Raw genomic sequence first — 24,272 nt, 5'->3', positions numbered from 1 at the left:
CTCCGTCATGGGGTCCGGGTTCGATCCGGCCTGCCACCCGTTTCGCGGGATGAGATCGGCAGGGCCTGTCGAACCGTTCGGTTTGAACGCGCCGACCGGCCATCTGGTGCCCATAAATGCCAAGAGCCCGCAGATGGGCCCCGGCATGGCCCCGGATTTCCCTGCGGCGCGTCGTTCAGACCGCCGCGTATAGGTGCGTTCGCGACAGTCCACCAGCCCGGTTCGAGGGATGCCCCCTCAGCCCGCAAGCATCCAGCGCGCGGCCTTTTCCGCGATCATCAGCGTGGGGGAGTTGGTGTTGCCGCTGGTGATCGTCGGCATGACGCTGGCATCGACGACGCGCAGCCCCGCGACGCCCTTCACCCGCAATTGCGGATCCAGCACGGCTGCATCGTCGTCGGCCCGCCCCATCTTCACGGTCCCCGCGGGGTGAAAGATCGTGCTGGCGATATCGCCCGCCAGCCGCGTCAGGTCGTCATCGCTGCGATACTGCGCGCCCGGCTTGAACTCATCGGGGCGATAGGGGCGCATCGCGGGCTGGTCCATGATGCGGCGCACCTGGCGCAGGCTGTCGGCGGCCACCTGTCGATCCTCGGGCGTGGCCAGATAGTTGGGCGCGATCATGGGCGCATCCCGGTAATCGGCGGAACGGATGTGGACCGTCCCACGGCTGGTCGGGTTCAGGTTGCAGACGCTGACGGTCATGGCCGCAAAGCGGTGCAGCGGTTCGCCAAAGGCATCGAGGCTGAGCGGCTGCACGTGATATTGCAGGTTGGCATGGCTGCGATCGGGGTCCGAGCGCGTGAAGGCACCCAGCTGGCTGGGCGACATGCTCATCGGTCCCGATCGTCTGAACAGATATTCCGCACCGATCATCGCCTTGCCCATCAGGTTGCCCGCCAGCGTGTTCAGCGTGCGCGTGCCCGCCACCCGAAAGGCCGCGCGGATCTGCAGGTGATCCTGCAGGTTGCAACCCACCGGCGCGTCGCGCAGCACCTCGATCCCGTGGCGCTTCAGAAGCTCTCCGGGACCGATCCCGGACAGCTGCAGGATCTGGGGCGAATTGATCGCGCCCGCCGACAGCACGACCTCGCGACCTGCGGTCACGGCAACGGGCCGACCCTTGCGGATCACGCGGGCGCCCGTGCAGCGCAAACGGCCATCGGCCCGATCGAAGGTCAGCCTTTCGACCTGCGCCTCGGTCCAGACTGTCAGGTTCCGCCGCGACCTGGCCGGACGCAGGAACGCCTTGGAACTGCTCCAACGCCAGCCCGAACGCTGGTTCACGTCGAAATAGCCGACCCCCTCGTTGTCGCCCGTGTTGAAATCCTCGGTCCGCGCGATCCCTGCCTGCGTGGCCGCCGTGGCGAAACTGTCGAGGACATCCCAACGCAGCCGCTGCTTCTCCACGCGCCATTCGCCACCATGTCCATGCAGGTCCGAAAAGCGGCTGTTGTCCCCCGTCACCGGATCGGCCCCGCCATCCAGCGCGTGGTGATCCTCATGCGCCATGAAGTCGCGAAGCGAATTGTCCCAGTTCCAGTCGTCCTCGCCCGTAAGCCGGGCCCAGCCGTCGTAATCGCGCGCCTGACCGCGCATGTAGATCATGCCGTTGATGGACGAACACCCGCCAAGGGTCTTGCCGCGGGGATAGCGCAGCGTCCGACCGTTCAGCCCCGCATCGGGTTCGGTATGATACATCCAGTCCGTGCGCGGATTGCCAATGCAATAGAGATAGCCGACCGGAACATGGATCCAGGGATAGTTGTCGGCCTTGCCCGCCTCCAGCAGCAGCACCCGGTTGGCGGGGTCCGCGCTCAGCCGGTTGGCAAGCAGGCACCCCGCGGTGCCCCCGCCCACGACGATGTAATCGAAATGCGTGTCCGACATGCCAGCCCTCCCCTGCCGCATGATCGCCGTCGAGGGCCTTTGCGGCCCCCTTTGGCGTCTCTCTCCCATGTTCGGAATAGGCGATCGACGGGCGGATTCCCAATGACGGATTCGCCCCGGTGATATTAAGGTTCGTAATATGGAAAGATTCTCGCATCCGAACGGCATCCTCGCCTTCGTGACGGTGGCGCAGGAAGGCAGCGTGTCGCGTGCGGCGCAGGTGCTGAACCTGACCCAGCCCGCCGTCAGTCATCAGATCCGGCGGCTGGCCGAGGAAACGGGCATTACCCTGTTCAGGCGCACCCCGCGCGGGCTGGTCCCCACCCCCGAGGCCCGCGCGATCCTGCCCGAGGCCGAAGCCGTTCTGGCCGCGATGTCGGCCTTTCGCCGCAGCACGATGCGACAATCGGGGCGGGTTTCGGGAAGGCTGCGGATCGGGACCATCGTCGATCCGGGCTTCATCCGCTCGGGGCAGCTTCTCAATCGCCTGGGCGCGGCCTGTCCGGGAATATCGACCGAACTGGTGCATGGCGTCAGCGGAGAGATCCTTCGCAAGCTGCGGCAGCGCCAGATCGATGCGGGGTTCTATCTGTTCGACCCGGCCGAGTTCGCCGCCCTCGGATCCGACATGCATGTCCGGCGGCTGGCCGATTTCGATTATCGCGTGGTCGCCCCGCCCGGATGGCAGGATCGCGTCGCGGGCGCGGATTGGACGCGCCTTGCGGGGCTGCCATGGATCGGCACGCCGCCCGCTTCCGTCCATCAGCGCCTTCTGGGCCGGATCTTCGCCGATCACGGCTGCCGGCAGAACAGCGTCGCCCTTGTCGATCACGAGGCCTCCATGCTGGAGATGGTCCGCGCGGGCGTGGGGCTCAGCCTCTGCCGGGAATCGGTGGCGGTTCACGAGGTTCGATCCAACGGCCTTGTCCTCTGCGAAGGGCTGGCGGTGCCGGCCTGCCTCAGCCTTCTGACATTGAAGGACCGGGCGGATGATCCCGTGATCGCGGCGATGCTGGGGGAATTGGCGACCGTCTGGACCGGCGATGCACAGGGGGCTGCCACCCTGCCCCGATCTTCGGACTGACGAAGCCCAATCGGCTTTCGCAAGGTGGCGGATCTGCCGGGCGATTGCTTCAGCGGCCTGAGTGTTCCCCGAAAAGCGACCCGTTCTTGGTCACCTTCGCGATGCGATGGCGGCCCACCTCAGCGACCCGATCACCGTCGCCCGGATGGCCATGCGCGGCAGATCGCAGATATCGTGTGCGGGCTTCACGGCACCGCCTTCGCGGATCGGGCGGGAATCACCGAACGGGCCCGCGCCGTGTCGGCAGGGCCGTCGACGATCCTGGAGAACCGTCGGCAGCCTGAAACGGCAAAAGACACCGCGAAGCGATCTTCGCCTGCGAGGTGCATATCTGCCGATGATGTTCTGGAAGTAAATGGCGGACCCGGAGCGATTCGAACGCCCGACCCCCAGATTCGTAGTCTGGTGCTCTATCCAGCTGAGCTACGGGTCCGTCTTTCTGTGAGGCGGTGTCTAACGTCGGTGACCGGGGGCCGCAAGAGGCATTCGACAAATAATGTCATTTTTCTTGCGATTTCTCTCAGGCCCTTGGTTTTATTGGGCCGCGACATCCTCTCGGGCGGGCATCCGGGCCAGATCGCGGGGCAGCTTGATGCAGAATTCCGATCCCTCGGCATCGCTGCGCAGCAAGGTCAGGCTGCCGCCATGCCCGCGCACCAGATCGGCGGCGATGGTCAGGCCCAGCCCGGTCCCGCCGCGCCGCGTGCTGCCGGAGAAGGGCTTGAACAGGTATTCCCGCGCCTTTTCGGGCAGGCCGGGGCCGCTGTCGCCCACGCGGATCCACCATTCGGAATCGCCCTCGCCCGCGCCGATCTCGATGGTGCCGTTCTCGCCCGTGCCCTCGATCGCCTGCCGGGCATTGCGCACGAGGTTCGACAGCACGCGATACAGCTGGTCGCGATCGGCGCGCAGGATCAGGCCGCCCGGAATGTCGGTCAGGAAATCGACCTTGCCCGCGGCCTCGCCCGCCAAGGTCTCGGCCTCGACCACTTCGTGGGCAAGCTGGGACAGGTTGAAGCGCGACAGGGTGGGCGCGGGTTCCTCGGCCTTGCCGAAGGCCAGGGTCGTCTCGCACAGGTTCACCGCCCGCGTGATCGAATTGACCAGCTTGGGCGCGGCGCGGCGCACCTTGGGGTCGGCGCTGTCCTCCAGCCGGTCGGCGAAGATCTGGGCGGTGGTCAGGATGTTGCGCAGATCGTGGCTGATCTTGGCGACGGCCTGCCCCAGCTGTGCCATCCTCTCCTTCTGCTTGAGCGACGAGGTCACGGTCTGCTGCATGGTCTGAAGCGCGGTCTCGGCCTCGCGCAGCTCCTCGAGCCGGGCGTCGGGGATGATGATGCTGCGCGCATCCTCGGGCGCGCGTGCGTATGCGGACATATGGGTGATCACCCGCCGGATCGGCGCGAGAATCAGCCGCTGCGCCGCCAGGAACAGCAGCACCGCCGTCAGGATCGAGAACAGCGCCGAGACCGCCAGCAGCCGCAGGCCGTATTCGATCATCGCCTGCCGCAGGGGCAGCGTCTCCATCGTAATCTCGATCAGCTGGCCCGCCTGGTTCACCGGCGCACCGATGATGCGGATCACGCGATTCTCCGAATCGAAGATGGTCGCAAGGGAATCGTCGATGGTTTGCATGACCCCATCGTCGCGCAGGTCGTGGGTCGCCACGACAGGACCGGGAATGGGCGATGACAGCACAAGCTGACGGATGTCGTCGCGGCGCAGGACCACGTTGAAGACGCCCGCATTCTGCAACAGCTCGGATTCGAGATCCGAGGCCAGCGTCTCGTCGGTCGCAAGCAGCGCGAGGCTTGCGATCTGCGCGCGTTCGAGCCGCGATTCGAGGTAGTCCAGCCGGAATCCCGCCAGGGAAGGCAGCAGGATGAACAACTCGGCCAGCAGGACGAACATGGTCGTCAGTGCGGCGAATCGGCCAGAGATCGTGTTCAGTCGCATGTTATCAGTAGTCTTTTCTTCGCCAGCATCCGCTTTTCGGACAGATCGCCCCCGCATTGCACATCAAACGAATGTGATTGAACCGAAGTTCCACGGTCCGTAAGCATATCGGATACGCGTTTGAACTGTTGACGCGCGTGGTCATCTTCACTAATAGGCGGGCTTCGAATGACCGGCGCCGTGGCGCGGGGCAGTTTCCTGCAACCTGCTCCGTACGGTGACCATCCGCAAGATACGACACCGGAGTATGACCATGAAGCGCACCTTCCAACCCTCGAACCTCGTTCGTGCGCGCCGTCACGGCTTCCGCGCCCGCATGGCCACCAAAGGCGGCCGTCGCGTGCTGAACGCCCGTCGCGCAAAGGGCCGCAAGCGTCTGTCGGCCTGATCGCATCTGCGATCCTGCCGGCGGCCTTGCCGCCTTGGATACTTACGAAATGCCGCCCCTTCCCCATCCCGCGGACGATCTTTCGCCGGATGCAGATCGGGCGGCATTTCGCATGTCCGCCTGCATGCCGCAGGTGATCGCCAAGCGTGCCGATTTCCTGGCCTGCGCCAAATCCGTGCGCGCGCCGATGCCGGGCTTTCTGCTGCAGGCGCGCGACCGGGGCGACGACGGCCCGCTGCGCGTGGGCTTCACCTGTTCCAAGAAGGTCGGCAATGCCGTGGCGCGCAACCGCGCCAAGCGTCGCCTGCGGGAAATCGCGCGCCTCATCCTGCCGCAATCCGGCCAGCCCGGCTGGGATTACGTGCTGGTCGGCCGCCCCGATGCCACTGCCACGCGCGATTTCGCGGATATGCAGCAGGAACTGCTGCGCGCGCTGCGCAAGGTGCACAGATGAGCCCCTTGGCGCGGATCGCGGCCCTGCCCGTCCGCGCCTATCGCCTTGTCGCGTCCCCCTGGGTCGGGCATGGCTGCCGGTTCCAGCCCACCTGCTCGGCCTATGCCCTGGACGCGCTGGATCGTCATGGCGCCTGGCGGGGCAGCCTGCTGGCGCTGCGCCGCATCACACGTTGCCACCCCTGGGGCGGCCAAGGTTATGACCCCGTGCCGGGCGCCGACCCGGACCATGATCGGAAGGTTCGCGATGCTGGACGACGCTGATTCCACCGAGATCCACCCGCTGTTCTCGGGCGCCCCCTCCTCGACCGAGTTCCGCAAGCTGCGCAAGCGGCTGGTGCGCGAGACGCGCGCCGCGATCGAGGATTACGGCATGGTCCGCCCCGGCGATCGCTGGCTGGTCTGCCTCTCGGGGGGCAAGGACAGCTATACCCTGCTGGCGATCCTGCACGAATTGCAGTGGCGCGGCGTGCTGCCGGTCGATCTGCTGGCCTGCAACCTGGACCAGGGGCAGCCGAACTTTCCCGCGACCGTGCTGCCCGCGTTCCTGCAGGAACGCGGCGTGCCCCATCGGATCGAATACAAGGACACCTATTCCATCGTGAAGGAGAAGGTGCCCGCCGGCCGGACCTATTGCGCGCTGTGTTCGCGGCTGCGTCGCGGCAATCTCTATCGCATCGCGCGCGAAGAGGGCTGTTCGGCCGTGGTGCTGGGCCATCACCGCGACGACATGCTGGAGACGTTCTTCATGAACCTGTTCCACGGCGGGCGCCTTGCGACCATGCCGCCCAAGCTGCTGAACGAGGATGGCGACCTGACCGTGCTACGCCCCCTCGCCTATGTGGCCGAGGACGATTGCGACCGCTTCGCCCGCGCGATGAACTATCCCATCATTCCCTGCGATCTGTGCGGCAGCCAGGAGGGTCTGCAGCGGGTTCAGGTCAAGCGGATGCTGGACGAATGGGAGGCCCGCAGCCCCGGCCGCCGCCAGGTGATGTTCCGTTCGCTGATGAATGTGCGCGCCTCGCATCTGCTGGATCCGAAACTGTTCGATTTTTCAGGACTTTTCCCGGACACTCAGGCCGAAACGGGCGATCCGCTGCCCGATCTGGGCCGCACCCCCTTGGAACATTAACGGAACGACAAGCAATCGCGTCTAATCCTCATGTCGGTGATTCCGTGAAAGGTCCGGCATGTCCAAGAAACTCGATCGCTTCCTGTCCCCGTTCCGTCGCCTGACGAAACCGGCACATTCGCAGGATCTGTCCCGAAGCGTCCTGCTTCTCCGGCTCGAGAATATCGAGAGCCTGTCGCAGATCCTCGACAAGACGGCGGTCAGTCATCTGATCGTCCAGCTGTCGATGACGCTTGGCGGGTCGGTTCGGCCCTGCGATCCGTTGCAGATCGTCGGGCCCGGCCTCTTTGCCATCGTGCTGCGCGACCGGTCGGAACGCGATGCCATGCAGGTGGGTCGCAGGCTGCATCAGCTGGGGCAGCGGACGATCCCCCTTGGCGGGCGGAACGTGACCCCCGTGCTGACGGGCGTGCTGGTGCATGCCGATGCCCCCGACCTGCCCGATGTGCCGCCCATGACCGACAATGCGCTGCGCCGGATCCGCGCCCTGCCCGACAGCGCGCTTGGACGGATGACGATGTATGCGCATGACCCCGCGCTTGCGACGGGCCATCTGGCCGCAACCGTTTCCGACGCGATCAAGGCCGGAGAGTTCGAAGCCTTCTTCCAGCCGCAGCAATGCTGTCATTCGGGCCGGATCACCGGGTTCGAGGCGCTGGCACGCTGGAACCATCCGCAACGCGGCCTTCTGCCCCCGGGGGCCTTCATGCCGCAGATGACCGATGCCGATCACAACAGCCTGACGCTGGTGATGCTGGCCCAGTCGATGCAGGCGCTGAAGGCATGGGACCGCGCGGGTTTCACCGTGCCGACCGTCTCGATCAACATCTCGAATTGCGAACTGTCCAGCCGCGGCTTCGCCGATTGCCTTCTGTGGGAACTGGACCGCCATGAAATCGCCCCCGCCCGCCTTGTGGTCGAGGTGCTGGAGAGCGTGGGCCCCGTGACCAGCAATGCCGAAACCCGCGTCAATCTGGGCAAGCTGGCCAAGGCGGGCTGCCATATCGACCTGGACGATTTCGGAACCGGCTATGCCAGCCTCGACGCGATCCGGCAGTTCGGCATCCACCGCATCAAGATCGACCGCAGCTTCGTCACCGCCTGCGATGCCGACCCCGATCAGCAGCGAATGATCCTGGCGATCCTGGCGCTGGCCGAACGGTTGGGCATCGCTGCCCTGGCCGAAGGGGTCGAAACGCGCGAGGAATACGCCTTCCTGGCCCAGATGGGGTGCGACGAGGTTCAGGGCTATGCGATCGCCCGCCCGATGGCGCTGTCGGCGACCCATGACTTCCTGACCGCGCAGGCCGCCGCCGCGACCCAGTTGCCGCAGATCGCGAAGCGGGGCTGAGGCGCCATGTTTCGCAGGGTCGCGATATGGCCCTGCAGGGGCGCGAAAGCCCAATTCCGCTTGACCTTTGGGGGTCCCTTCTGTTGAACCGGCGCGACTGACGCGATGACGGTGGTGACGGAATGGACGACAACAACCGCAATCTGATCCTGGCGACCGTGCTGTCGTTCCTGGTGATCATGGTCTGGTATACGGTGTTCGCACCGGAACCGGTCACCGATCAACCATCGGGACAGCCCGTGGCCGAGCAGAGCATGCCCGACCAGCCCCTTGCCCCCGCCACGACCGCGGGCAACGGCGCCGACCTGGCCGAGGCCCCCGAGACCGCGGGCAACGAGCCGGTGGGCCGCGTGGCGATCGCCTCGCCCGCTCTGGAAGGATCGATCTCGCTGGCAGGCGGTCGCGTGGACGACCTGCGCCTGCTGCGCTATCGCGAGGAAATCGACGAGAATTCGCCGCATGTGCGCCTGCTGTCGCCTTCGTCGGCCACGGCGGACGCCAATATCGAGACCGGCATCTCGAAGCCCTATTACGCCGTCTATGGCTGGACCCCCGGTGCGGGCACCGATCCGTCGCTGGTGCCGAACCCCGCGACCGTCTGGTCGCTGGAACAGGGTGACGAACTGGCCCCCGGCAGCCCGATCACGCTGGCCTGGGACAATGGCGCGGGCCAGGTCTTCCGCCGCACCTTCGCGCTGGACGACAATTATCTGTTCACCGTCAGCCAGAGCGTCGAGAACAACGGCGATGCCGCATTCTCGGCCGCGCCCTATGGCATCATCGCCCGTCACGGCGAACCCGACACGCAGAACTACTTCGTGCTGCACGAAGGCGTCGTGGGCATGCAGGACGGCACCCTGATCGAGCAGGATTACGACGACCTGCCCGAACTGGAACCCCAGGGCCGCGAAGGCCGCGCCGAGATCTACGAGGTCGAGGGCAACGGCTGGATCGGCTTTACCGACAAGTACTGGATGACCACCCTGGCCCCCGCGCCCGGGCAGTCCTTCACCGCCGTCGTGAAATATGCCGATGGCGCCGACATCTACCAGACCGAGGCGCGCTTCCCGGTGCAGACCGTCCAGCCGGGCGCGACCGCGTCCTCGGACAGCTATCTCTTCGCCGGCGCGAAGGTCTGGGAGGTCATCAAGGGATACGAGGACAACCAGGGCATCGAGGGCTTCGTGGATTCGATCGACTGGGGCTGGTTCTACTTCCTGACCAAGCCGATCTTCCGCCTGCTGCATTTCCTGCACGGCTTCATCGGCAACATGGGCTGGTCGATCATCGCCCTGACCGTCGTGCTGAAGATGCTGGTCTTCCCGCTGGCGCGCAAATCCTACATCTCGATGGCGAAGATGAAGGAACTGCAGCCCCAGATGGAGGAGATCAAGTCCCGCACCGGCGACGACCGGATGAAGTTCCAGAAAGAGGTGATGGAGCTCTACAAGCGCGAGAAGGTGAACCCTGCCGCCGGCTGCCTGCCGATCCTGCTGCAGATCCCGATCTTCTTCTCGCTCTACAAGGTGATCTTCGTCACGATCGAACTGCGCCACGCGCCCTGGATCGGCTGGCTGAAGGACCTTTCCGCGCCCGATCCGTCCAGCCTGCTGAACCTGTTCGGCGTCCTGCCCTTCGCGGCACCGGCGCAGGGCACGCTGCTGCACTCGTTGTCGCTGCCGGCGCTAGCGATCCTGCTGGGCATCAGCATGTGGATGCAGCAGCGTCTGAACCCCACGCCGCAGGACCCCTCGCAGAAGATGATCTTCGCGCTGATGCCCTGGATCTTCATGTTCATGCTGGGCGGCTTTGCCTCGGGGCTCGTGCTCTACTGGATCACGAACAACACGATCACGATCATCCAGCAGTACACGATCATGACGATGCACGGGGCACGGCCGGACCTGTTCGGCAACATCAAGGCCTCGTTGCCGTCACGCGGCAAGGGCAAGTGATGGGCGCGCCGCGGCTGACCATGATCCGCCGCCATCCGATCAAGTCGATCGGCGGCGAGGGGTTGGACGCGGTGCGGTTGCAGCCCGCCCGCCGCATGCCGGGGGACCGCGAATGGGCGGTCCTGACCGAGGCGGGCGAGCGGCTGGCCCTGGCCAGTGAAACCGATGGGCAGCCGGATCGCTGGCTGCCCAAATCCGCCTTTCTGCGCGGCGTCGTCTCGGCCGATCTCCAGGCCGTGCGCGGCGGCTGGCGGGACGGGCGTCTGCATCTGGAACATCCCCGTGCGGGCAGCATCGTGCTGGACCCCGAAACCGAAGGGCCGCGCCTGATCGAATGGCTGCGCCCCCTCTGGTCCGGCCCGGCGCCGACGCGACTGGTGCGCGGCGCGGCGATCTGGACCGACCAGAAATGGCCGTGGATCTCGATCCTGTCGCTGGACAGCCTGCGCGATCTGGAAGCCCGCACCGGAATGTCCCTGGGCCATGGCCGCTGGCGCGGCAACCTGTGGATCGAGGGGCTTGACCCCTTTGCCGAACGCGACTGGATCGGCCGCACCATCCGCATGGGCGAGGTCGAGCTGCGCGTGACCGAACAGGTCGGCCGCTGCGAGGCCACGAGCGCGGACACCGCGACCGGCCGGCGCGATATCGACATGCTGGACGCGCTGCGGCAGCATTACGGACATACCGATTTCGGCGTCTTTGCCGAGGTCGTCACCGGCGGCACGATCCGCCTTCAGGATCAGGTTACCGCATGAAGGTTTCTTTCCCCGTCGCCCCCGAACCCGAAGCCCATGTCGCCGAGGCCGCGCGCCAACTGTTCGCGGGTCCGGTCGATTTCCTCAAGGGCGTCGTCGCCATGGACGGCCTGCCCCCCGCCGACCGCCCCGAGATCTGCTTTGCCGGGCGCAGCAACGTGGGCAAATCCAGCCTGATCAACGCGCTGACCGGTCGCAAGGGCATCGCGCGCGCCTCGAACACGCCGGGCCGCACGCAAGAGATCAACTATTTCATGCTGGGCGAACGCGCCTACATGGTCGACCTTCCGGGCTATGGCTTTGCCAAGGCGCCGCTGCCGGTCGTCCAGAAATGGCAGATGCTGCTGAAATCCTATCTGGCGGGGCGTCCGACCCTGCGTCGCGCCTTCTGCCTGATCGATTCGCGCCACGGCATCAAGCCGGTCGACCACGAGATCATGACCCTGCTGGACCGCTCGGCCGTGCCCTTCCAGGTGGTGCTGACCAAGGCCGACAAGCTGGGCCCGAACGCGATCAAGCCGGTTCTGGCCCAATGCGAGGAAGAGCTGCAGAAGCACCCCGCCGCCTTCCCCGAGCTGGTCGTGACCTCGTCCGAGAAGGCCGACGGCATCGCCACGCTGCGCGCCATCATCGCCGGGCTGGACTGAGCCGCCCGCGCGTCCTAGGGTCCGCCCCGTCAGACGGGGATCAAGGGATGAGAAAGCAGAACATGAATCGGGACTGGATCGCCACCGCACGCACCCTTTCGGAAGCCCTGCCCTATCTGCAGCGCTATTCCGGGGCCGTGGTCGTGGTCAAGTTCGGCGGCAACGCCATGGGCGACGACGAGGCGATGGCCGAATTCGCCCGTGACATCGTGCTGATGAAGCAGGTCGGCATGAACCCGATCGTCTGCCATGGCGGCGGCCCGATGATCAACGAGCTGCTGGGCAAGCTGGGCATCGAGAGCCAATTCGTCCGCGGCAAGCGCGTCACCACCAAGGAGACCGTCGAGGTGGTCGAGATGGTGCTGTCGGGCCTTGTGAACAAGCGCATCGTCCAGGCGATCAACGACGCGGGCGGCCGCGCGGTCGGGATTTCCGGCAAGGACGACGACATGATGGTCTGCGAAGTGGACGATCCCGAACTGGGCTTCGTCGGTCGCCCGGTCGAGATGAACGTCCAGATCATCCGCGATCTCTATGGCGCCGGCATGATCCCGGTCATCGCCCCCGTCGCCACGGGGATGGAGGATAACGAGACCTTCAACGTGAACGGCGATACCGCCGCGGGCGCGATCGCGGGCGCGCTGCAGGCCGATCGCCTGCTGCTGCTGACGGATGTCGCGGGCGTCAAGGATGCATCGGGCGAGGTGGTGACGCAGCTGACCCCCGAACAGGTCCGCGCGATGATTGAGGACGGTCAGATCGCGGGCGGCATGATTCCCAAGACGGAAACCGCCCTGAAGGCGATCGAGGACGGCGTTCGCGCGGTCGTCATCCTGGACGGTCGGGTCCAGAACGCCTGCCTGCTGGAGCTGTTCACCGAACATGGTGCGGGTTCGCTGATCCGCACGACCGAACCCCGGGTCAAGCCGCGCGGGCTGCGTCAGGGTCCGGTCGGTCTCTAACGCGCTTGCGGTTTCAAGACGGGCTGTGGCAGGCTGCAGGTCCTGCCACGGCACGAAAGGGCTGACCCCAACATGACCCCGCTTGGACACCGCCGACTGATTCTGACGCGACATGCGAAATCGGCATGGGACGATCCGACGCTGGACGATCAGGATCGCCCCCTGAACGAGCGCGGCCGACGCTCGGCCCGCGCGCTTGGCGATTGGATGGCCAGCCGCGGCTACGAACCCGAAGAGGTTCTGTGTTCGACCGCGATGCGGACGCGCCAGACCTGGGAGGTGGTATCGGGCGCCCCGCTGGAGGTTCGCCCCGTGATGCGCTTCGAGGATTCGCTGTATCACGCGGGGCCGGACCGGATGCTGGCCGTGCTGAGGACCGCGACCCAGCCCACGGTGATGATGCTGGGGCATAATCCCGGCATTTCGGAATTTGCGGCAATGCTGCCCGCGCGCGCCCCGCTCGACCCGGAATTCCGCAGCTATCCCACCGCCGCGACGCTGGTGGTCGATTTCGAGATCGACAGCTGGGCCGATGTCGAACCCGGCAAGGGCAGCGTCATGGACTTCATCCGCTTCGACGGGCGCCACTGACACCACGCCGCGCCGAATCGAAAAGGCGGGGAGCGATCCCCGCCTTTTGTCGTTTCAGTGCCCCAGGATCTGGCTGAGGAACAGCTTGGTCCGTTCGGATTTGGGGTTGTTGAAGAACTCGAACGGTTCGTTTTGTTCCACGATCTGGCCCTGATCCATGAAGATCACGCGATTCGCCACCGCCTGGGCAAAGCCCATCTCGTGGGTGACGCAGATCATCGTCATGCCCTCCTCGGCCAGCTCGATCATGGTATCCAGCACTTCCTTGATCATCTCGGGGTCGAGCGCGCTGGTCGGTTCGTCGAACAGCATGATGCGTGGCTGCATGCACAGCGACCGCGCGATGGCCACGCGCTGCTGCTGACCGCCCGACAGCTGGCCCGGATACTTGTGCGCCTGGTCGGGGATCTTGACCTTGGACAGGAAATGCATGGCCGTCTCCTCGGCCTGCTTCTTGGGAACCTTGCGGACCCAGATGGGCGCCAGGGTGCAGTTCTCCAGCACGGTCAGATGCGGGAACAGGTTGAAATGCTGGAACACCATGCCGACTTCGGACCGCACCTTGTCGATGTTCTTGATATCGCTGGTCAGTTCGACCCCGTCCACGACGATATGGCCGGCCTGGTGTTCCTCGAGGCGGTTGATGCAGCGGATCAGCGTGGATTTCCCGGACCCCGAAGGGCCCGCGATGACGATGCGTTCGCCGCGATGCACGGTCAGATCGATGTCGCGCAGGACGTGGAACGTGCCGTACCACTTGTTCATGTTCCGGATCTCGATCGCGACCTCGTCGCTGACCGTCATGTGACTGCGGTCGATCTGGCGGGTGATGGTTTCGTTCATGATCCTGTCCTTAACGGTGGTCACGCTGCAGGCGGCGTTCCAGATACATCGAGTAACGCGACATGCCGAAGCAGATGAGGAAGAAGATGAAGCCGACGAAGATGTAGGGTTCCCAGTAGATACCCTTCCACGAGGTGCTTGCGCGCACCGCGTCGGACATGGATTTCAGCGGATCGTACAGACCCACGAAGGTGACCAGCGTCGTGTCCTTGAACATGCCGATGAAGGTCGAGACGATCCCCGGGATCGAGATCTTCAGCGCCTGGGGCAGGATGATCAGCCGCTGCGCCTTCCAGTAGTCCAGCCCGAGCGCGTCCGCGGCCTCGTACTGGCCCTTGGGCAGGGCGGCCAGACCGCCGCGGATCACCTCGGCCATGTAGGCGGCGGCGAAGACCGTCACCATGATGATGACCCGCAGGATGATGTCGAAGCTGGTTCCCGGCGGCAGGAAGTAGTTCAGCAACAGCGATGCCACGAACAGCAGCGTGATCAGCGGCACGCCGCGGATGAACTCGATGAAGACGACGGCCAGGGTGGTGATCAGGAACATGTCCGACCGCCGTGCCAGTGCCAGGACGATTCCCAGGGGCAGCGACAGGGCGATGCCCGCCACGCCGATGGTGATCGACAGAAGAAAGCCGCCGAAGCTGCTGGAATCGACGGGCTCGATGCCCATCGGCAGCAGGTTCTGCGCATCCCCCGCCGCATCGCCCGCGACGAACAGCCAGAAGACGATCGTCACCAGCACGCTGAGGATGGTCGCCAGCATCGCCGAACGGGACACCAGCACGCGCCAGGTGATCCAGCCCAGCATCGGCCCGACCAGCACGAAGATCGGCCCCCAGAGCGAACCGCCCCACAAAAGCCAGACCCCCAGCAGCGGGAACAGCACCGAGAAGGGCAGAAGCCGCGCGATCTGCGTTTCCGAGGCATGGAAGGCGAAGGCCATGATGGCGATGGCGAAGACCAGCCACATGATGGGCGACCCGAGCGCGACCATCGCCAGCAGCGTCAGCGCGACGGTGGCCGACAGCACGACCCGGCGCACCGGCAGCGATGCCGCGAAGAGCACCGGCATCAGCGCGACCATCAGCAGGCCGAAGGTCATCACCGGACGCCAGTACAGCTCGGACGGATAGAAGCCGAAGACATACTGGTTCCAGCGTTCGCGAATGACCGCGAAGCAGGCCCCGCGCGCGCCCTCGCCCCAGGTGGCGGCGATGATCTCGCGGCATTCGGGCAGGCTGTCGGCGTTCCAGACGGAATGGGCGAACCAGTCCCCGAACGCGACATAGAGGAACCAGATGATCGCCAGCCCCATGAGGGTCAGCACCGTGTTCACCGGCCCCGAGAACAGGTTTTCCCGCATCCAGCGCACCGCGCCTGCCTGCTGCGCGGGCGGCGGGGCCGCGGGCAGCATGGTGTCGCGGACGAAGGGAACGGTCTGTGCGTGTGTATCGCTCATCTCACCGCTCCTTCAGCTTCACGCGGGAATTGAAGACGTTCATCCCCGCCGAGATGATCAGGCTGAGCGCAAGATAGGTCAGCATCATCAGAAGGATGGCCTCCAACTCTCGTCCTGTCTGGTTCAGCGTGGTCCCGCCCAGGGTGCCCCGCAGGTCCATATAGCCCACCGCGATCGCCAGAGAGCTGTTCTTGGTCAGGTTGAGATATTGCGAGATCAGCGGCGGAATGATGACCCGCAGCGCCTGCGGCAGGATCACCAGGTTCATCGTGCGCTTGGGGCGCATGCCCAGGGCGAAGGCGGCCTCGGACTGGCCCTTGCTGACGGCCAGGATGCCCGCACGGACGATCTCGGCGATGAAGGCGGCGGTATAGAGCGTCAGGGCCAGCCACAGCGCGACCAGCGCGTTCGACACGTTCAGACCGCCGGTGAAGTTGAACCCCTTGAGCGCGGGCGCGACCAGGTGCAGCCCGAAGAACCAGATCAGGAACAGGGTCGGCAGCGTCATGACGGCCAGCGATTTCCACCAGGTGGTGGGGCGCTGGCCGGTGCTATCCTGCACCTTCTGCGCGTGATCGCGGATCTTGCCGCGCAGGAACAGCCCCGCGATCAGCGCGACCGTGATCGCGATGGTCGCCCAGCTGATGGTGATGCGCGCGCCCAGATCCAGACTGCCGGGATCGTTGCTCATCGCCAGGGTCGGGATCGCGGTATACCGGTTCGTCAGCGCGACATTGTCCCACAGGATCATCGACCAGGCCGGCTCGTCGCCGCGATAGGCGTTCGGCGCGGGCAGGATCTCGGTGAAGACGGCATAGACGATCAGGATCCACAGCAGCAGCGGCATGTTGCGGAAGATCTCGACGAAGACGGTCATCAGGCGCGCGAACAGCCAGTTCCTGGACAGGCGCGCGACACCCACGGCGATGCCGAGGATCGTGGCCGCGATGCAGCCCAGAATCGACACGATCAGCGTGTTCAGAAGACCGACCGCGGCGGCGCGAAGATGCGTGTCGTCGGCGGTATAGGGGATCGGTGTCTGCGGGATGTCGTATCCCGCGCGGCTCCAGAGAAAGCCGAAATTGAACGTCTTGCCCAAGGCGGCAAGGTTTCGGATCGTGTTGTCGACCAGCCACCAGCCCGCGGCCATGACCAGGATGAACACGACGACCTGGAAGGTCAGCGACCGATAGCGCCGATCATGGATCAGCATGCTTGGCCGGAACGGCGGATTCGCCGGTGCCGGAAGGTCCGTCATAGAAATTTTCCCCTGTCACCCGCCATCGGCTTTGCGCCGTTTTGATAAGGCGGCGGGCTTATCGTTGATGGGCGACCCCCGGCAGGCGGGGGTCTGGGCCGGCCCCCGCGCGGGGCCGGCCTTCGTATCAGCGGAACGGCGGCGCGTAGAGCAGGCCACCCTGCGTCCACTGCGCGTTCAGACCGCGGGCAAGCCCGATCGGGGTCTGCTCGCCGATATTGGCCGCGAAGATCTCGCCATAGTTGCCGTTGGCCTGGATGGCGCGCTTGGCCCATTCGGCATCGAGGCCCAGCATCGCGCCCAGCTCGTCGGTCGAACCCAGCAGACGCTGAACTTCGGGGTTGTTCGAGGATTTCGACAGTTCCTCGATGTTCTTCGAGGTGACGCCGTATTCCTCGGCCGCGACCAGCGCGTTCAGGGTCCAGCGGACGATGTCGCCCCAGTTGTTGTCGCCGTGGCGCACTGCCGGCCCAAGCGGTTCCTTCGAGATGATCTCGGGCAGGATGATGTGGTTTTCCGGGTCCGCGAAGGCCGCACGGGTGGCTGCAAGGCCCGACGCGTCGGTCGTGTAGGCATCGCAGGCGCTGGCCATGTACTGCTGTTCACCCTCGGCATTGCTGTCGATATTGACCGGGGTATAGTCCATCTGGTTGGCGCGGAAGTAATCGGCCAGGTTCAGTTCGGTCGTGGTGCCGGTCTGGATGCAGATCGTCGCACCGTCCAGTTCCTTGGCCGAGGTCACGCCCAGATCCTTGCGGACCATGAAGCCCTGGCCGTCATAGTAGTTCACGCCCGCGAAATCGAGCTTGAGGTCCGTGTCGCGCGAATAGGTCCAGGTCGAGTTGCGCGCCAGCACGTCGATCTCGCCCGAGCTGAGCGCGGTGAAGCGCGTCTGGCCCGTGGTCGGCACGAATTTCACCTTCGAGGAATCGCCCAGGACGGCGGCGGCGACCGCGCGGCACAGCGCCACGTCGAAGCCGGTCCAGTTGCCGTTCGCATCCGGTGCGGCAAAGCCCACAAGGCCCGTGTTCACGCCGCAGTTCAACTCGTCACGCTCTTTGACCTGGGCGAGGGTCGAACCCTCTTGCGCCATCCCCATGCCCGCGAACAGCGTCGCGGCGGCTACCGTGCCCAGGAAAACCGATTTTGTCATTTCTACCTCTGTGTTGGAGCGCCCGGACATTGTCGCACATGACCGGGCGCGGATTGGACCGCATTCACGATCCTTATCGTTCTAGGGCCGGAACTTGCTGCCCTAATAGGCGACATTGTGCCGATACAAGATGCTGCGTCAAGCATCGGCTGCGTTTCAATCCCGCCGCGACAGCCCCCACAGACGTTCTGCATCCTGCATCGCCAGCAGCCGACCGTCGGCCGCCTCGCGCGCTTCCTCGTCCTCGCCCCATTGGCGGATCTGGTATTCCTCGTCGATGCGCGACAGCGCATGCGCCTCGGCGGCGTCGATCCGGCCCTCGATCACGGCAAGTCCCAGCAGCAGCGAACCCGGCAGCGTGACCAGATCGTGCAGCGCAGTAAGGCCGAAGACGTCCAACGCCGCGGTCGCCCGCGCCAGCCGCGCAAGCGCGACGGGATCCTGCGCGACGGGGATCACGCCCGTGGTCACGACCAGCCGCGCGTCAAATCGGGTGGCCGCCCAATCGATGATCGGATCCCAGCCCTGCGCCTGCAGCTCGACCAGTTCGCGCGGATCGCCTGCCCGATAGGACAGCAGATCGGTGCCCGCATATTCGGCAAGCATCGAAGCGACACCTGCGAATTGCGGGGTCACCTTCTCGATGGCGGAATTGGCGGCGCGGGTCAGTGGCATGGACTGGGGACGAATCTCGTCCTCCTGGGCGTCCCATTCGGCGGCGACGGCAAGGGCCAGATCCTCGGTCGGAAGGATCAGCGCCTGCTTGCCCGGCGTGCGCAGGGGGCGATCGTCCAGCGCGACCTCCCATCCCTCGCCGGTCTCGCGGATGCCTGCCGCCTTCCAGAAACGACGCGCCTTCCATTCGCTCATGCCGCCCATTCTCCTATGATCCGTTCCAGTTGCGCGAAATCGGGCGCGATCCGCGCCGCGCCCGCCTGCCGCAGCAGGTCGCTGTCGTGATATCCCCAGGCCACGCCGATTCCCGTGGCCCCTGCCCCGCGCGCCATCTGCATGTCGAAGCTGGTATCGCCGATCATGGCGGTGCGGTCCGCATCGGCCCCGCATTCCGACATGGCCGCCATCAGCATCGCGGGATGCGGCTTCGAGGGATGCCCGTCCGCCGTCTGCAGGCTGAGGAACCTGTTCTGAAGGCCATGCGCCTCGATCATCGCATCGAGACCGCGGCGCGACTTGCCCGTGGCCACCGCCAGCATCAGATCGTCGCGCGCGCCCAGCAGGTCCAGGCATTCGCGCGCACCGTCATAGAGCGGCGCAGGGCTTTCCTTGCGCGCAGCCATGAAGGCCTGCTTGTAGCCCTTGACGATCCGGTCGCGGGTCGCGGGGTCGAGATCGGGGACGAGCTCTGCCACGGCCACCGGCAGGGACAGCCCGACGATGGACAGGACCCGCGCCTTGGGAAGGGGCGGAAGACCCGCCCCCTCGAATGCCTTCGTCATCGAACGGTGGATATGGGACTGGCTGTCGATCAGCGTGCCGTCCACGTCGAAGACGACCAGCCTCATTCGTCGTCCGCGAAGGGATCCGCCGGAACGTCGTTCTCGTGCCAGCCGAGCGTCTTCCACGTCCGCGCCATGTGATCGGGCAAGGGCGCGGTCAGCGTGATGCGCTTCTTGGTGATCGGGTGATCGAAGGACAGGCTGCGGGCGTGCAGATGCAGCTTGCGGCTGATCTCTCCTCCCAGCTGGGCGCCCCAGCCGTCGCCCAGGTTCTCCTGGCCCGAACCGCCATACTTGCCGTCGCCCACGATGGGATGGCCCAGCTCGGCCATATGCGCGCGCAGCTGATGGGTCCGTCCCGTGATCGGCACCAGCGCACACCAGCTGGCCCGTGTCCCGAGCGCGTCGAGAACGGCGTAATCCGTGGTCGCGCGCTTGGCGCCCTCGGTCGCGTCGATGTCGCGGGGATGGATGGCCATCATCTTCTCGCCCTCGCCGCCGCGTCCATGGCCCGGTGCCTTGACCAGGCCATAGCGGATCGTGCCCATGCGCGGGTTCGGCGTGCCCGCGACCGCGGCCCAGTAGATCTTGCGCGTGGTGCGGTTGCGGAACGCCTCGGACAGGGCGCGGGCCACGCGGTCGGTCCGCGCCAGCAGCAGGATGCCCGAGGTATCCTTGTCCAGCCGGTGCACCAGCTTGGGCCGGTCCTTGTAGCCGAACATCAACGCGGGCGTCAGGCCGTCCACGTGACGGCTGCCCTGACCGCTGCCACCCTGACTGGGCAGCCCCGGCGGCTTGTTCAGCGCGATGATGTGCTCGTCCTTCCACAGGACGGCCGCCTGGATCATCTGCGCATCGGACCCCGCCACGCGCGGTCCGGCAGCCGGCGGCGCGGGCCGGTCGTCGGGCAGCGGGGGAATGCGGACCTCCTGCCCCTCTTCAAGGCGCGTCGCGGCCTTGACCCGACCGCCATCGACGCGAAGCTGGCCGGTGCGGCACATCTTCTCGACCGCGCCCTGCGTCAGTTGCGGAAACTTCTTCTTCAGCCAGCGATCGAGGCGCTGATCGCCCTCGTCCTGGCCGATGCGGATCGTCTGAACGCCGCTCATGCGAATAACCCTCGTCCGGCTGCCAGCCCCGCAATGACCGCCGCAAGCGACAGCATGACCGAGACCAGCACGTAAATGCCCGCCCCCAGATGCTGCCCACGCTCGTACAGCGTCAGCGCATCCAGCGAGAAGGCCGAAAATGTCGTGAACCCGCCCAGAAGGCCTGTCAGCAGCAAAGGTGCGAACTGGTTGCCGAAACGATGCGCGAAGGCAGCCGCCAGCAGTCCCATCGCAAGGCTGCCCAGCACGTTCACGGTCAGCGTCGCCACCGGGAAATGCGCACCGTGCCACGGCATCCACCGCGTGACGGCAAAGCGCATCATCGCGCCCGTCGCACCGCCGATCGCCACCTGAAGGTAAGGGTTCATCATCACGTGGCTCTGTTCCCCTTGGCCGCCAAAGTCAACCGCCGCGCTTCAAACGCTGGCCCACGAACCAGTCCAGACGGCGTTTCAGCTCCCGCTCGAAACCGCGTTCGACCGGAGTGTAGAGCACGGGCCGCTTCATTCCGTCCGGGAAATAGTTCTGGCCGCTGAAACCATCCTCGGCGTCGTGGTCATAGGCATAGCCCAGGCCATAGCCCTGATCCTTCATCAGCTGCGTCGGCGCGTTCATGATATGGGCGGGCGGCATCAGGCTGCCGGTGCGCTTCGCCTCGGCGCGCGAAGCCTTGTAGGCCGCGTATCCCGCATTGGATTTGGGCGCGAGCGCGAGATAGATCACGGCCTGCGCCAGCGCCAGTTCCCCCTCGGGGCTGCCCAGCCGTTCATAAAGCGCCCAGGCATCGAGACAGTGGCGCTGCGCTGCGGGATCGGCCAGGCCGATATCCTCGACCGCCATGCGGGTGATGCGGCGCGCAAGGTATCGCGGATCCTCGCCCCCCTCCAGCATCCGCGCCAGCCAGTACAGCGCCGCGTCGGGATCGCTGCCACGGACCGATTTGTGCAGCGCCGAGATCAGGTTGTAATGTTCATCCCCCGACTTGTCGTACTTGATCGCCCGGCGCTGCAGGCGCTGCGCCATCTCGTCGGGGCCCAGCACGGCATCGCCACGCCATGCGGCGACCTGCTCGATCAGGTTCAGCGCGGCGCGACCGTCGCCATCGGCCATCTCCAGCAGGGCCTCGCGGGCAGGTGCGGTCAGGGGCAGCTTGCGGCCCAGCTCGCGTTCGGCGCGCTGTGCCATCAGCTCCAGTTCGGCCAGGGACAGCCGCTGCAGGACGATCACCTGCGACCGCGACAGAAGTGCGGCGTTCAGTTCGAATGACGGGTTTTCGGTCGTGGCGCCCACCAGCAGGATCGTCCCGTCCTCCATATGGGGAAGAAAACTGTCCTGCTGCGCACGGTTGAAGCGGTGGATTTCGTCCACGAACAGCAATGTGCCCTGCCCCTGCCTGCGGCGCAGCTTGGCCGCGTCGAAGACCTTGCGCAATTCGGGCACCCCGGAAAAGATCGCGCTGATCTGGACGAAGGCCAGGTCGGTCTCGGTCGCCAGAAGCCTTGCGATGGTGGTCTTGCCCACGCCGGGCGGACCCCAGAAGATCACCGATGACAGGCTGTCCGCCGCCAGCATGCTGCCAAGGGGCCCGTCGGCCCCCAGCACATGGGCCTGGCCGATCACCTCGGACAGGCTGGTGGGACGGATGCGGTCCGCAAGGGGTCGGACCCCCGATCGGGTCGGGGGTTGCGGGTCGTCTTTGCTGTCGAACAGATCGGCCATGATGGCCTATCTAAGCACGGCGCGGAGGCTGCGACAGCCCCCCGCCCCGGACAAGTCGCAGATCAGTGCATCTTCGTGCTGAGATCGATGGACACGCATTGGAATTCACCGTCGTCGATCCACAGCACCGGCCCGAGCGCATGCGCAGACAGGCCGCAGCGACCGTACCACCGTTCCCAGTTTCCACCCGTCAGGGCGATCAGCTGCGTCGCCCCCAGTTCGCGTGCCGAACCGGTCATGGCCTCGACCATCTTGAAATGCACGCGGCGACGCGCGCTCTGGGGGATCGAGTGGCTGACGAACACGCGCGAGCATTCCCAGACATAGGGGTCCACCGGGGCCTTGTCATACAGCAGATCCTGCGGGATCGAACCGCCCAGGACGCCTTCCTGCGCGTCGCGGATCATGTAGCTGTAGATCCCGCAGCGGGCCGTGGTGGGGGTCAGGCGGATGCCGGCCAGAACCTCGGTATGGTCATGGATCGCGATCCAGCGGCTCTGGGGCGTGTCGTACTGGTCGAATTCCATATCGTCCGCTTCGGGCAGATCCCAGTTCTTCTGAACGATGAAGCTCTGCTTTCTGGCGCGAAACAGATTGGCGAAAAGCTCGCCATGGTTGTGGAGGTTGGAGAAGGAAAGTGTGGTGGTCTGCATCGTGGCGCTCCTGAGGTGAACATTGGTCCCCCCGCCGATCACGGACCCCCAGACGACACATCCTACAGCAGTCGATATTCCTTGGCACGTTGCAGGGCTTCGGCCGTGGTTCGCGCCTTCAGACGCTCCCTTACGGAAATAAGCCGCGCCTTGAACGCGCTTTCGGTAATTCCGAGCTTGGCCGCAGCCGCTGCGTGACGATCGCCTTCCGCAATGCAACGAAGGGCATCTTTCTGAGCCTTCGTGAGGCTCTCAGGCGGCTCGGTAATATCGTGAAGCTGCCTGACCGTCGTCGAGACCTGTTGGATCTCGATATCCGTGAATTCGCGGTCGTCGCGCGCAAAGCTTGCGATCGTCCGCGATGCGATGGGCCCGTGCGAGACGGTCAGCCCGAAGATCAGCCCGTGATCCGCCGCATCCCGCAGGATGTTGAACGGATCGGGGATGGGAAGCGCCGACCAGCGGCACGCCCCGGTCGTCGAGAAACCCCAGGCGATGGTGGGGTCGCGCAGCGCATATCCGTTGAGCGAATAGAACTCGGACCATTCCTCGGAATAGGTCTGGAACTGCATCAGCGGCGCGGCGAAACGGATATGCAGGCCGACGAAATAGCCTGCCGGGGCGATCCGCCCCAGTTTCTGAAGACCAGCGTTTATGTCTGCACGAGATGACATGGCTTTTTAGGCAACTTGAATGTGTTTCGGTCAACCGCCAATGTGACCATCGGCGAATTATGTTGCGAATTGGTTAATCCAACTGCAATCAGGCGCAAAACCATCCTCCTCCCCAAGACATCATGCTGTGTGCCACATCTGCGGCCTTTGCAATCTTTCGATGATATACGCGGAACATTCATCAGCAAAGCTGTGTTCCGGGGGATATCCATACCTTACGTAGCGTAGTCTGGGCCAAGAAAATCGTGGCTGCCCAAAGAAAAGACCCCGAAGCATGGCTTCGGGGTCCATCCGACGCGCCTTGGCGCAGTCGGCTTATTCTTCCGCTTCTGCCTCGAGGCGGGCACGATCTGCCGCACCTTTGGCCGAGGTGTCGCGGTCCACGAACTCGATGATCGCCATCGGGGCCATGTCGCCGTAACGGAAGCCGGCCTTCAGGATGCGGACGTAGCCGCCCTGACGATCCTTGTAACGCTCGCCCAGGATGTCGAACAGCTTGGCGACATACTGGTCCTGCTTCAGCTGCGAGGCGGCCTGGCGGCGGGCGTGCAGATCGCCGCGCTTGGCAAGCGTGATCAGCTTCTCGACGATCGGACGCAGTTCCTTCGCTTTCGGAAGGGTCGTCTTGATCTGCTCGTGCTCGATCAGCGAGCCGGCCATGTTGGCGAACAGCGCCTTGCGGTGTTCATGGGTGCGGTTGAGGCGGCGGTAACCACGTGCGTGACGCATGATATATCTCCTTGACGTCTTTTACTTTGTCCGGCGATCCAT

At 65.3% G+C, this 24,272-nt stretch carries 25 protein-coding genes and 1 tRNA gene; 11 read left to right on the top strand and 15 right to left on the bottom strand.

Annotated elements, in window-relative coordinates:
- Positions 1 to 237: 237 nt before the first annotated feature.
- On the bottom strand, positions 238 to 1,890 hold the full coding sequence (locus KO490_RS07245; protein ID WP_216018736.1) for a GMC family oxidoreductase: 1,653 nt from the start codon (positions 1,888 to 1,890) through the stop codon (positions 238 to 240).
- 139 nt (positions 1,891 to 2,029) lie between these two features.
- On the opposite strand from KO490_RS07245, the gene KO490_RS07240 reads away from it, so the two are divergent.
- Entirely contained in the window at positions 2,030 to 2,974 is a 945-nt protein-coding gene (locus KO490_RS07240) for a LysR family transcriptional regulator (RefSeq protein ID WP_216018735.1), read from the top strand.
- A 356-nt stretch (positions 2,975 to 3,330) separates the two neighbouring features.
- On the opposite strand, the gene KO490_RS07235 is transcribed toward KO490_RS07240, so the two are convergent.
- A tRNA-Arg gene (locus tag KO490_RS07235) sits at positions 3,331 to 3,407 on the bottom strand.
- Positions 3,408 to 3,508: 101 nt separating this feature from the next.
- A complete protein-coding gene (locus KO490_RS07230) occupies positions 3,509 to 4,930 on the bottom strand; it encodes a HAMP domain-containing sensor histidine kinase (RefSeq protein WP_216018734.1) in 1,422 nt (473 codons plus the stop codon).
- Between the two features lie 253 nt (positions 4,931 to 5,183).
- Between KO490_RS07230 and rpmH the strand changes: the two genes are divergently transcribed.
- From rpmH to KO490_RS07180, 10 genes are all read left to right on the top strand, one after another.
- The gene (rpmH, locus tag KO490_RS07225) at positions 5,184 to 5,318 is read left to right on the top strand and encodes a 50S ribosomal protein L34 (RefSeq protein WP_028725980.1); all 135 of its coding nucleotides are present in this window, start codon (positions 5,184 to 5,186) and stop codon (positions 5,316 to 5,318) included.
- A 112-nt stretch (positions 5,319 to 5,430) separates the two neighbouring features.
- Entirely contained in the window at positions 5,431 to 5,772 is a 342-nt protein-coding gene (gene rnpA / locus KO490_RS07220) for a ribonuclease P protein component (protein ID WP_252727061.1), read from the top strand.
- Positions 5,769 to 6,035, top strand: coding sequence for a membrane protein insertion efficiency factor YidD (gene yidD, locus KO490_RS07215; RefSeq protein WP_216018733.1), 267 nt, complete (start codon positions 5,769 to 5,771; stop codon positions 6,033 to 6,035). The genes rnpA and yidD overlap by 4 nt, the downstream gene beginning before the upstream one ends.
- Positions 6,019 to 6,906, top strand: a complete 888-nt coding sequence (ttcA, locus tag KO490_RS07210; RefSeq protein ID WP_216018732.1) for a tRNA 2-thiocytidine(32) synthetase TtcA — start codon at positions 6,019 to 6,021, stop codon at positions 6,904 to 6,906. The genes yidD and ttcA overlap by 17 nt, the downstream gene beginning before the upstream one ends.
- 58 nt (positions 6,907 to 6,964) lie before the next feature.
- Entirely contained in the window at positions 6,965 to 8,257 is a 1,293-nt protein-coding gene (locus KO490_RS07205; RefSeq protein ID WP_216018731.1) for an EAL domain-containing protein, read from the top strand.
- 122 nt (positions 8,258 to 8,379) lie between these two features.
- Positions 8,380 to 10,212, top strand: coding sequence for a membrane protein insertase YidC (gene yidC / locus KO490_RS07200; protein WP_216018730.1), 1,833 nt, complete (start codon positions 8,380 to 8,382; stop codon positions 10,210 to 10,212).
- A complete protein-coding gene (locus KO490_RS07195) occupies positions 10,212 to 10,970 on the top strand; it encodes an MOSC domain-containing protein (RefSeq protein ID WP_216018729.1) in 759 nt (252 codons plus the stop codon). The genes yidC and KO490_RS07195 overlap by 1 nt, the downstream gene beginning before the upstream one ends.
- The gene (gene yihA, locus KO490_RS07190) at positions 10,967 to 11,617 is read left to right on the top strand and encodes a ribosome biogenesis GTP-binding protein YihA/YsxC (protein ID WP_216018728.1); all 651 of its coding nucleotides are present in this window, start codon (positions 10,967 to 10,969) and stop codon (positions 11,615 to 11,617) included. Before KO490_RS07195 ends, yihA begins: the two co-directional genes overlap by 4 nt.
- 62 nt (positions 11,618 to 11,679) lie before the next feature.
- Positions 11,680 to 12,579, top strand: a complete 900-nt coding sequence (gene argB / locus KO490_RS07185) for an acetylglutamate kinase (protein WP_216018772.1) — start codon at positions 11,680 to 11,682, stop codon at positions 12,577 to 12,579.
- 72 nt (positions 12,580 to 12,651) lie between these two features.
- Positions 12,652 to 13,170 carry a histidine phosphatase family protein gene (locus tag KO490_RS07180; RefSeq protein WP_216018727.1) on the top strand — a complete coding sequence of 173 codons (519 nt, stop codon included), beginning with the start codon at positions 12,652 to 12,654 and terminating at the stop codon, positions 13,168 to 13,170.
- 54 nt (positions 13,171 to 13,224) lie between these two features.
- On the opposite strand, the gene KO490_RS07175 is transcribed toward KO490_RS07180, so the two are convergent.
- The 12 genes from KO490_RS07175 to rplQ all read right to left on the bottom strand — a co-directional run bounded on the left by KO490_RS07175 (position 13,225) and on the right by rplQ (position 24,230).
- Positions 13,225 to 14,013: an amino acid ABC transporter ATP-binding protein gene (locus KO490_RS07175; protein WP_303463088.1), complete on the bottom strand. Its 789-nt coding sequence runs from the start codon at positions 14,011 to 14,013 to the stop codon at positions 13,225 to 13,227.
- A gap of 10 nt (positions 14,014 to 14,023) precedes the next feature.
- Positions 14,024 to 15,478, bottom strand: coding sequence for an amino acid ABC transporter permease (locus KO490_RS07170; RefSeq protein ID WP_216018726.1), 1,455 nt, complete (start codon positions 15,476 to 15,478; stop codon positions 14,024 to 14,026).
- Between the two features lies 1 nt (position 15,479).
- Positions 15,480 to 16,736, bottom strand: coding sequence for an amino acid ABC transporter permease (locus KO490_RS07165; protein ID WP_371822280.1), 1,257 nt, complete (start codon positions 16,734 to 16,736; stop codon positions 15,480 to 15,482).
- Positions 16,737 to 16,863: 127 nt separating this feature from the next.
- On the bottom strand, positions 16,864 to 17,889 hold the full coding sequence (locus KO490_RS07160) for an amino acid ABC transporter substrate-binding protein (RefSeq protein ID WP_216018724.1): 1,026 nt from the start codon (positions 17,887 to 17,889) through the stop codon (positions 16,864 to 16,866).
- 156 nt (positions 17,890 to 18,045) lie between these two features.
- On the bottom strand, positions 18,046 to 18,759 hold the full coding sequence (locus KO490_RS07155; protein WP_216018723.1) for an ATP12 family chaperone protein: 714 nt from the start codon (positions 18,757 to 18,759) through the stop codon (positions 18,046 to 18,048).
- A complete protein-coding gene (locus tag KO490_RS07150) occupies positions 18,756 to 19,412 on the bottom strand; it encodes an HAD-IA family hydrolase (RefSeq protein ID WP_216018722.1) in 657 nt (218 codons plus the stop codon). The genes KO490_RS07155 and KO490_RS07150 overlap by 4 nt, the downstream gene beginning before the upstream one ends.
- Entirely contained in the window at positions 19,409 to 20,455 is a 1,047-nt protein-coding gene (locus KO490_RS07145) for an RluA family pseudouridine synthase (RefSeq protein WP_216018721.1), read from the bottom strand. The genes KO490_RS07150 and KO490_RS07145 overlap by 4 nt, the downstream gene beginning before the upstream one ends.
- Complete coding sequence (gene crcB / locus KO490_RS07140) at positions 20,452 to 20,826, bottom strand: fluoride efflux transporter CrcB (protein WP_216018720.1); 375 nt, start codon at positions 20,824 to 20,826, stop codon at positions 20,452 to 20,454. Before crcB ends, KO490_RS07145 begins: the two co-directional genes overlap by 4 nt.
- A gap of 31 nt (positions 20,827 to 20,857) precedes the next feature.
- Positions 20,858 to 22,174: a replication-associated recombination protein A gene (locus KO490_RS07135; RefSeq protein WP_216018719.1), complete on the bottom strand. Its 1,317-nt coding sequence runs from the start codon at positions 22,172 to 22,174 to the stop codon at positions 20,858 to 20,860.
- Between the two features lie 62 nt (positions 22,175 to 22,236).
- Entirely contained in the window at positions 22,237 to 22,827 is a 591-nt protein-coding gene (locus tag KO490_RS07130) for an acyl-homoserine-lactone synthase (RefSeq protein ID WP_216018718.1), read from the bottom strand.
- A 62-nt stretch (positions 22,828 to 22,889) separates the two neighbouring features.
- Positions 22,890 to 23,501 carry an autoinducer binding domain-containing protein gene (locus KO490_RS07125; RefSeq protein ID WP_216018717.1) on the bottom strand — a complete coding sequence of 204 codons (612 nt, stop codon included), beginning with the start codon at positions 23,499 to 23,501 and terminating at the stop codon, positions 22,890 to 22,892.
- Positions 23,502 to 23,816: 315 nt separating this feature from the next.
- Positions 23,817 to 24,230 carry a 50S ribosomal protein L17 gene (gene rplQ / locus KO490_RS07120; protein ID WP_216018716.1) on the bottom strand — a complete coding sequence of 138 codons (414 nt, stop codon included), beginning with the start codon at positions 24,228 to 24,230 and terminating at the stop codon, positions 23,817 to 23,819.
- Positions 24,231 to 24,272: the final 42 nt, after the last annotated feature.

Origin of the sequence: Paracoccus sp. C2R09, from assembly GCF_018860625.1 — a bacterium.
In the GTDB taxonomy this organism is placed as follows: domain Bacteria; phylum Pseudomonadota; class Alphaproteobacteria; order Rhodobacterales; family Rhodobacteraceae; genus Paracoccus.
This window is presented reverse-complemented; position numbering and strand designations above follow the sequence as displayed.